At 66.2% G+C, this 8,765-nt stretch carries 8 protein-coding genes; 5 read left to right on the forward strand and 3 right to left on the reverse strand.

From position 1 onward, the window contains the following. Positions 1 to 145 precede the first annotated feature (145 nt). From NTX40_02815 to NTX40_02830, 4 genes are all read left to right on the forward strand, one after another. Positions 146 to 823, forward strand: coding sequence for a sigma-70 family RNA polymerase sigma factor (locus tag NTX40_02815; protein MCX5648020.1), 678 nt, complete (start codon positions 146 to 148; stop codon positions 821 to 823). A 118-nt stretch (positions 824 to 941) separates the two neighbouring features. Further along, positions 942 to 1,508: a zf-HC2 domain-containing protein gene (locus NTX40_02820; GenBank protein ID MCX5648021.1), complete on the forward strand. Its 567-nt coding sequence runs from the start codon at positions 942 to 944 to the stop codon at positions 1,506 to 1,508. 129 nt (positions 1,509 to 1,637) lie between these two features. Next, positions 1,638 to 2,741 carry a polyprenyl synthetase family protein gene (locus NTX40_02825; GenBank protein MCX5648022.1) on the forward strand — a complete coding sequence of 368 codons (1,104 nt, stop codon included), beginning with the start codon at positions 1,638 to 1,640 and terminating at the stop codon, positions 2,739 to 2,741. A gap of 159 nt (positions 2,742 to 2,900) precedes the next feature. Further along, positions 2,901 to 3,215, forward strand: coding sequence for a hypothetical protein (locus NTX40_02830; protein ID MCX5648023.1), 315 nt, complete (start codon positions 2,901 to 2,903; stop codon positions 3,213 to 3,215). A gap of 76 nt (positions 3,216 to 3,291) precedes the next feature. Here the strand turns inward: NTX40_02830 and NTX40_02835 are convergent, their stop codons facing one another. From NTX40_02835 to NTX40_02845, 3 genes are read right to left on the reverse strand one after another with little or no spacing between them, the layout of a single operon-like run. After that, entirely contained in the window at positions 3,292 to 5,367 is a 2,076-nt protein-coding gene (locus tag NTX40_02835) for a hypothetical protein (protein MCX5648024.1), read from the reverse strand. Next, complete coding sequence (locus NTX40_02840; protein MCX5648025.1) at positions 5,364 to 6,602, reverse strand: hypothetical protein; 1,239 nt, start codon at positions 6,600 to 6,602, stop codon at positions 5,364 to 5,366. The genes NTX40_02835 and NTX40_02840 overlap by 4 nt, the downstream gene beginning before the upstream one ends. Further along, complete coding sequence (locus tag NTX40_02845; GenBank protein ID MCX5648026.1) at positions 6,568 to 7,602, reverse strand: GntR family transcriptional regulator; 1,035 nt, start codon at positions 7,600 to 7,602, stop codon at positions 6,568 to 6,570. Before NTX40_02845 ends, NTX40_02840 begins: the two co-directional genes overlap by 35 nt. Before the next feature lie 767 nt (positions 7,603 to 8,369). On the opposite strand from NTX40_02845, the gene NTX40_02850 reads away from it, so the two are divergent. Further along, a partial coding sequence (locus NTX40_02850; GenBank protein ID MCX5648027.1) for a hypothetical protein occupies positions 8,370 to 8,765 on the forward strand: 396 nt, incomplete at its 3' end.

The raw sequence follows: 8,765 nt of genomic DNA on the forward strand, positions 1-8,765 counted from the left end.
GGGGCGGGCGAAAACGGCCCATCGATGACAGGGACGGTCGTATAATCAAGTGAGGAGGCGGGACGTGGATTTTCCGGAAAACGCGGGCCTTCGGGGTGCGTCCAATAGGACGGGCGGAACGGGAGAACCGAAAGGGAGTGCCCGTATGACGACCGCCGTAGGAGTTCTTGCCGCCGGCCGCGGTGAATCGCTCGGGTCGCTTGCGGAGGCGCTCGAGAGCCGCCGGAGAGATCTCGGCGGCCTTCTGGAGTCGGCGCGGGAGGGAGATGGCGAGGCGTTCGCGTCGCTGGTCCGGCGGTTCGAGAGGCCGGTGTATCATCTCGTGCTTCGGATGGTGAGGCGTGCCGCGGTCGCGGAAGACCTGGCGCAGGACGTTTTCATTCGGCTATGGCGGCACCTCGGGGACCTGGAATCGGCGGACGTGTTGCCGGGCTGGCTTCGCCGGGTGGCGGTGAACGCGGTGATCGACCACTGGCGCAAAGAAGACGCGCGGCGTCGGAAACTGGCGGCGATGCGCGAGCACCCGCTGGCACGGCGCGTGGTGCGGCCGTCGAGTCGAATGGAGACCGATGAAGGCGTCGATGCGGTGCAGGCGGCGCTTCGCCGCTTGCCGGCGAAACTCAGAAGCGTCCTCGTCCTGCGCGCGACGGAGAACATGAGTTACGAGGAGTTGGCGGATACGCTGGGAATTTCGACGAGCGCGGTGCGGAGCCGGCTGTTCCGTGCCCGGGAAGAGATGCAGCACCTCCTGAGGCGTGCGCAGGCGCCGCAGTACCTGGCGCGGATGTACCGGGCGCGGCGGTCGGAGGGCGCGGCCGAGTAGGTGAGCGTTGGGCGACGGCACGTCGGAGCGACCGGTCGGCCCCTCGACAGACTCCCCGTCGAGAGCCTCTGGGTCGAACGAGGGGCGGTGAGCACGGTCGAACCGCAAGGAGCAGAGGATGGGCCGCTGTGTGCCGAAAAAGGTGTTGAGCCGGTACGTGGATGGCGACCTCGCGGAGGCCGAGGCGGACCGCGTCCGCCGGCACGTGGCGCAATGCCCGGTCTGCGCGGCGGGCCTGGAGGAAATGCGCGCGGTGGACGAGGCGATCCGGCTGGAGGCGCCGGTGGGGGAATTGCCGGACGTGGCGGGGCGCGTGACGGCGGGCCTGGCGGGGCGCGGTGCGTTCGTCGGGGCGCGGATCGCGGCGGGGAAGCGGCGGCTGTTCGGCGAGCGGATTCCGGTGGGTCGGCTGGCGGCGGTGGTGAGCGTGGCGGCCTCGATCGTCGTGCTGACGCTGGTGGGGATGGACTACGCGACGCGCGAGCAGTGGAAGCGCGAGACGGGGCCGGTGCTGGCCGACGCGCAGCGCGTCCTGGTGCGCCTGGTGCTGGTGGATCGGGAGGAACAGCAGGCAGCGTTCGCGCGGGCGCGGGAACTGGCGCCGGAACTCGTGGCGCAACTGGAGCAGGGGGATCTTTTGCGCCGGGCGGAGCGGCTTCGCGAGGGCCTGGCGCTGGCGCGCTGAAGCACGTCTGCGGTCGCATTTTCCACCGTCTTTTCCGTGGCGCCCAAAGACCGCTTGAAAGCAGGCAGGGGTCGGCGTACGATACGCCCCGGCCCAGGCTGCACGGGGGGAATCCAGGAGACCAGGCGGATGACCAGACAGAACCCGACGGGCGGGCTGGACCTCGACGCGCTGTACGAGGCGGTGGTTTCGTGGTTTGCGCCCGAGGTCCTGGAGGCCGTGGCCGGTCCGGCGGAAACGGAAACCGAGCGGATCGCGCGGGCGTGGCTGGCGAAGGGCGGGAAGCGTTGGCGGCCTTTCCTGGCGGCGTGCGCGTTTCTTTCGTTTCAGAGGCGGCGCGAAGGCGAAGACCCCATCCCGAAGGGACCTTCGGTCCGAAAGGGGGGCGAGGCGCCCGAGGACCTGCGGAAGGCGGCCGTCGCGGTCGAGTGTTTTCACAAGGCCTCCCTCATCCACGATGACATCGAGGACGGCGACGGGGAGCGCTACGGTGCGAAGTCGCTGCACGCGCAGTATGGCGTGCCGATCGCGCTGAATGCGGGGGACTTTCTGCTGGGCGAGGGGTACCGGCTGATCGGCGAGATCGGCGTTGCGGACGGGGCGAAGGTACAGATGGTGCGCGCCGCGGCGCGGGGCCATCGGAGCCTCTGCATCGGCCAGGGCGAGGAACTGATGGCGAAGCGGGCGCGCCGGCCGGTGGCCCCGGCGCGGGTGATCGAGATCTTCCGCATGAAGACGGCGCCGGCGTTCGAGGTGGCGCTGCGGGTTGGGACGACGCTGGCGGGGGCCGGCGAGGACCTTTGGCCGGCGCTCGCGCGGTACGGCGAGGCGCTGGGCATCGCGTACCAGATACGGGACGACCTCGCGGACTGGTCGGCGGGTGCGGCGCCCGGTCCCGGCACGCCTCGCGGCGATGCGGGCACGCCGGGAGAGGGGGGGCAGCCTTCGATCCTCTTGAGCCTGGCCGAGGAGCGGGCGACGGGTGAGACGAAACGGTTTCTGGAGGCGGCCGGGCGCGGTTCGCTCGCGGCGGAGGGATCGTCCGGTCGGCTGGCGCAGGTGCTCGCGGACCTCGGCGTCGAGGAATCGGCGCGGCGGTTGCTGGATCGCTACCGTCGCGAGGCGGTGACGGCCCTCGAGCCGCTCCCGAGCGAGGGCCTGCGGAACGTGCTGGAACGCGTCGTCGGCAAAATGTTCGCCGGCGAGGGGGCCCGATGTGCGGCGGCCCTCTGATTCGTTCTTGTCCGTTGTGGGATGTTTCATATCGCTTGGCTTTGCGGAACCCTTGGCCGACGAAAACGCTTCGATTTGACTTTGGTCAAGGAAACGATCCGACCTCGGTGCGAGAATAACGGAGGAGGGGCGGCACGTCGCCGGCCAGGAGGATCTGGGATGGCCATCAGCCAGTGCCCGGGCCAGGACAAACGGTTCTGGAAGCCGGACGACATTTTTGAGAGTCCGTGCCCGGAGTGCGGGGCGGCGATCGAGTTCTGGAAAGACGATGTGCGCCGGCGGTGCCGCGGATGCGGGGCGACGGTGGCGAACCCGCGGTTCGACATGGGCTGCGCGGCCTGGTGCAAGTTCGCGGAGCAATGCCTGGGCGCGTCGGCGACCTTTTTCCTTCAAGCGGAACGTCCCCAACCCCGCAGGATGCTGCGCAGGGGCAGGCCCACCGGGCGAGACTCGAGCCGTTCGAACCGCGCGTAAGTCGTTTTCCGAACGCACAGCAAAAAACCGGGCGGCCACTTTTTGGTGGCCGCCCGGCTCGTTTTCATTTGGGGGGTCACTCTTTCGGTCGGGTCAGGGTGATGCATTCCTTGACCGGCAGGCGCATGTCCATCGGCAGGCCGAAATCCTGGTGGTCCAGGAACTCGCCGCCCGCCCCCGCCACGCGGCCGACCGCGAACACCATGAATGCGATGTCGCAGGCCCGCCGCACGGTCATCCGCTTTTCCTTCAGGGTCTTCCAGCACAGGCCGAGCACCACCGAGGCGATCGCCCCGTCGAGGTTGACCGCCCAGACGTTCCTGGCGATGCCTACCTCTTTCAGTCGCCGGGCCAGCCGGTGATAGAACTCCAGGAAGATGTTCGACAGGCCCTTGTCCTTCAGGTATGCGGCAATGACCTGTTCCCGCGGGTCATAGTTGACCGGGTCGTCCTTGAACACGGGGTGTCCGAGGCACGGAATGCGTTCGTAATCGGTCCCCGCCTCTTTGGCGGCCAGGCGCAGTTTGCTGAACCGGTCCACTTCCTGGTGGACGAGGTTCTCGAGGTCCGTCTGGGGCGTGGGGGCATAGGGATCCGCCAGGTCCACCTGGTGGAAGATGCGTAGGAGATACTCGACGGCCTGTCGCCCGTTCCCGCCGTGCACGTCGCCGATGGAGGCCAGGGTGGCGATCATGGCGGTGTTCGGCGGGTTTCCGGCCGAGGTCGAGAGTTTCGTTGCCTGGGCCGACAGCGTTCCGGGACCGTTGCTGAGGGAGGCGATGAGGCATTTTTCGACGAGTTCGACCTCAAAGTCGCGCGGCAAATCGCCCGTCCAGGCCACGAGGAGCGATTCGACGAACCGGCCCTTCTGCATCTCCGTTTCCAAGGGATGGCCGTAAATCCGCGTCGTCCGGCCGTCGTTCGACGAGGCATGGCTGGCGTTTCGCATGTCTCTCCTCGGCAGATTGGCTCCGACGGTTTCCTTGCTCAGAAGCCGGACCTGGGCCGCGTAGGGTTCGGGGATGTCCCCCGCATGAAGGAGCAGGTTGCGGGGCAGGCGTTTGCCGAACGCCTTGTAGTCGGCGAACCACGGGTTCAGCCGCAGGGGATTCGAGGGCTGGAAATCCCGCTGGAGGTTCAGGGTGTCGCAGAGGAGGGCGGCGGCGGCCGGCAGATGGTGCAGGGTCTTGATGCGGATTCCGCGGCGCAGCGCTGCCGCGAGTTCGGGCGTTTTTTCGTAACGGGTGTGCGGGTCGAAGGGGGCGACGCCGAAATAGTCGTCGAAGCATTGGCTCTTGGCGGCTGCGGTCGTCTCGCCGCCTTCGACCACCGCGCCGACGTGGCCGAGCGCCAGGTCCCGCGTGCCGAGAATCTCGCCCGTCACGTATACGAGGATGGGCTTGGGGTAGGCCGTCTCGCGGAGCATCTGGACGGCTTCCTTTTCGTAGAGGCCGCCCGGTTCGACGTAGAGGACGATGAGTTGGGTGCGTTTGTCGTTTCGTGCGAGTTCGAGCAGGTTTTTCAGGGGCAGCAGGATCAGCACGTCCTTGCCCGTCGAGACGCCGTAACTGGTGCCCAGGCCGGCGCTCAGGAGATAGGAAGCCATTGTGTTCACCATGTTGCCGCTGTTGGAGACGATGGCGGCGGACCCGGGCCGGAAACTCTCGGCGGGCTTGTCGCCCCCCACGGCCCCGACGCGGACGCCGTCGTGCGTGTTGATGAATCCGAGGGAGTTGCAGCCCAGGACGTCGATCTTGGCGTTGCTGCACAACTGGGCGATCTTCGCGGTCACCTCGGTGGACACATGTTCGGTGATGATGAAGAGGGTTTCGATGCGTCCGCCCGCGCGTTCCACGACTTCCTTGACGTCGCCGTACACGGCCGGCGGCGGCGAGTAGACGACGACCTTGTTGGGCAACCGTTCCTTGGGAAGTCCCTTGAGGAGGGCCTCAATGGTGGAGAAGACGGGGATCGGCTCGCCGCCCGGCACGTCGATGGTCTGGTCGCCTTTTCCGAGGGCCCATCCGCCCACGATGTTCTTGCAGTATTTCTGGGAGTCCACCGTGACGGCGGCGGCCTCCCGGCCGGTGATGTTGGACACGGCAACGCGGTCTCCGGCCTTCAAGAGATCGCTCAACACGGCGGCTCTCATGCGGGCTCTCCTATCTGGCGGCTGGCTTTGGCGACGGCGGCGGCGTATTCCGCCACCTGAGTGACGGGCGTGTCGGGGCCGAAGATGACGTAGGGCAGTCCCAGGGCATCCAGGGTGTTCTTCAAGGTCAGAAGTCCCTGAACCAGCCGCGGACCGCCCCGGCCGACGATGACGGGGATGGAGATGGGGCCGTGCTCCTCCACATGGGCGCGGAGGGCGTCGGCGATGGCCGAGAAGGTGACGTCGATCAGGGTGTTGTTGGCCTTGCCGCCGAGGATGAGGAGGAGGGCGGCCTTGGCCAGGTGGTGGTCGAAACAGATTTTGGCGGTGCCGAACATGCGTTCGTAAGGCGGGTTCCCTCCGAAGTCCGAGAGAAACCGCGGGCTTCCGCCGTTTTGCATGAGGGTTTCGGTGATGATGGTCGAGGCGCCGCCGCCGAAGAGGAGCGGCAGAATCAGGTCGCCGCCGAGGTCGGCCACGTGGGCCTGGCCCTGGTGGCTCGAGGCGCTCCAGGCGGCCATTTCCTCCTCGAAGGGAGTTGCGTTGATGGGATACTCGGGCAGCGCAAAACCGAGGTTCTTGAACTTGAAGTTGGCCTCATCGAAGACGGCCTTGAAGTCGCAGGCGTAAGGTTTGCCTTCTGGGGAGATGCGCCAGGGATTGACCTCGCACATCCGCATGCCCGTCGAGATGAACATGTCCCAGAAATCGACGAGGCTGCGCGCTAGCCCGCTGACGACGGGCTTGGGGCAGCCGAGGCGGGTGAGGATGTCGCTCGCCTGGTAGGCGTTGAGGCCCGTGTACACGTTGATGGGGAAGACCACCTGGTCGGCGTCCCCCTTTTCCTCAACGTCCATGCCGCCGGCCAGGGATACTGTGAGGGAAGGTCCCAGGTACCGGGAATCGTAGGTGATGGCGGAGTACACCTCGAGGTCGGCGGGGAGGTACTGGACGAGGTAGGCGGTGCGGGGGAGGTGGCCGTTGATCTCGAGGCCCTGGACGCGTTTGAGTTCCTTTTGGGCCTCGGCATAGTCGTGGACTTCGCGGACGGCGCCCGCCTGTCCGCGTTTGCCGGCGAGGACATCGGGTTTGACGAGCGCCTTGCCGCCCCAGCGTTTCAGGGCGTCGCGGATTTGGGCGCCGCTGGCCTCGGCGGTGAGGTGTTCCGGCACGGGCAGATTGAATCGCGAGGCCAGATGCTCAAGAAACGCGAGTTCCGTGATCTGAGGAGGCATGATCGGACTTCCCTTTCCGCTGTTGTTTGAGTTCCAGCAGGGCGACGCGAATGCTGTTGATGGACCCCTCGTCGGGCGCAAAGAGGAACTCGACAACAGGTTTTCGGCCGGCCAGGGCTTCGATCTCTTTTCTTCGCGAGGGCGAAACGATCAGGGCATCGACGCGGCCGACCAGGTGGCACAAGGTTTCCGCATCGCCGTCGATCGAGGTCGTCACGCGCGTGGGGTCCATCTTCATCTTGATCAGCGTGTCGCCCATCTCGGCCAGGAACTGTTTGCTGGCGGCCACCAGCCCGATGTGGGCCGTGGGATGGATGCGGGCGATCTGAACGATCGTGGACATTTCAGGCTGCAGGTTCACGCCCACGATGGGCGGTCCGCCGTCCGAGAGAAGGTTCTCCAACTCATCGAGGTGGTAGAACGACGTGACGACGAGGTCGGCGGAACGGAGGGCGGGCAAGGTCGAGGACGGTTTGGCGCGGATGTCCGTCAGGAGGACGGGGACGATGACAACCCTCGGGTCGAGCGACAGATGCTCCGAAAAGTAGGTCAACTGTTCGCGGTTGCACTCGACGAAGACGAGGCGGATGTGGCTGAGGAGTTCCCTTTTCTCGTGCAGGAACGCCTCCGTCGCCTCGGCGTACTCATCGAGGGTGAATCCCAGCGAGAGCGATTCTTCGACGGAGTGTTCGAGGGTCTTCAGGAGCCTTTCACGGCGGGAACGGCTTTCCAGTTGTTTGGCGGAACGGACGACGAGCGTGCCTTTTCCGACCCGGGCGTCGATGAGTTGCTCGCGCTGAAGTTCGGCGTAGGCCATGCCGACGGTGTTGCGGCTGACGCCGAGCCTGTCGGCCAAGTCGCGCTGGGGCGGCAGGAGGGCCTCTTCGTCTTCGGGGGCGCCGTGGAGGGCTTCGCGGATCCCCTCTTTGATCTGAAGGTAGAGGGGAATGCCGCTATCGCGCCGCAGGGGGATGTGCAACGGGTTCAGTTTGGTCGGCATTCCCATCCTCAAATGGCCTGGGCCAATCGAAGACATTATGCCTTTCGAAGGGTCCGTGTCAACGTATTTATTCGGAATTTCAAGGAAAAAGCGTTAATCGAAATTGCGGCACACCTCTGAATTGGCACTAAGGCCCAGGCCAAGAGGGCCTTAAAGACAAGGAAGGAGGATACCCACGGAACCGTCCACCCCGGCGGAGGACCGAGTCAAGTCCCTTAGGTTCAGGGGGGAAAAGGGGAAATGCTACTTTTTCACCTCCTTGCGGGGAAAAAGAGCACAGGGATTTCCGGGAACACGCGATTTCCGCCCCTCTGCCTTTCGCCGTCCGCCGCCTCTCGGCTCGGGTCTTGCGTTAACCACTTCGGCCGCGGAAGGGGAGAGGCGAATGGGCCGAGGACTCTTTGACCTGACGGGCCGGGTGGCCCTCGTGACCGGTTCGAGCCGGGGGCTGGGCTTGGACGCGGATGGGCCGAGGGGGGTGCCGTTCCCTCTCCCTCGACGGGAGAGGGCAAGGGTGAGGGTTAAGCCGGGGTGCCACGCTTGCCCGCCTGTGGCTGGGCTTTCGCTCTTGTCCGGCGTAGCCCAACGGGCGAAGACGGATGCGAAAGCGTGCCTCCTTCCCCTGCTCCGCCCGGCGATGGCCCCCCCCAGGAATTTCCTAAGCAACACATCCCGGATTTTTCTTGACATCGTTCGGGCGGGGCGGGTATGCTCCGATGGGAATCAATGGAGAGGAGAAGTAGTAACTTTTAATAAGGGGGGCTGGGATGGCTCGCAAGGCTCACTCCGGCTTACGCTCGCGCTGGGCGCTTATCATCTCTCTGGCGGTGTTCTCTTTCGCGGTCGCGGTGGGTCTTTCGCCTGCGCGCGGCCAGGGCAACCCCGGCGCCAAGCGGCGCGCTCCCGCGCCGCCTTCCCCCGAGGAGACCACGCTCCGATCCCGTGCGATCCGCGAGGCGGTCGAGCAGTGCGCCGCCCTCGTCGAGGCGGGGGACCATCGCAAGGCCGTGCCGATGCTGGCGGACCTGCGGAGGGCCCTGGAGAAGCAGGCCAAGGGCGAGGACGATTTGGCCCGCATGGCCGCCCGCGAGTTGCCGCGAGTGGACGCGCTCGTTGCCCGAGTCGCGCTGGACTCGAAGGCGCCCGACAAGGCGCTCGACTTC

The organism is Planctomycetota bacterium (assembly GCA_026387035.1).
In the GTDB taxonomy this organism is placed as follows: Bacteria; Planctomycetota; Phycisphaerae; order FEN-1346; family FEN-1346; genus JAPLMM01.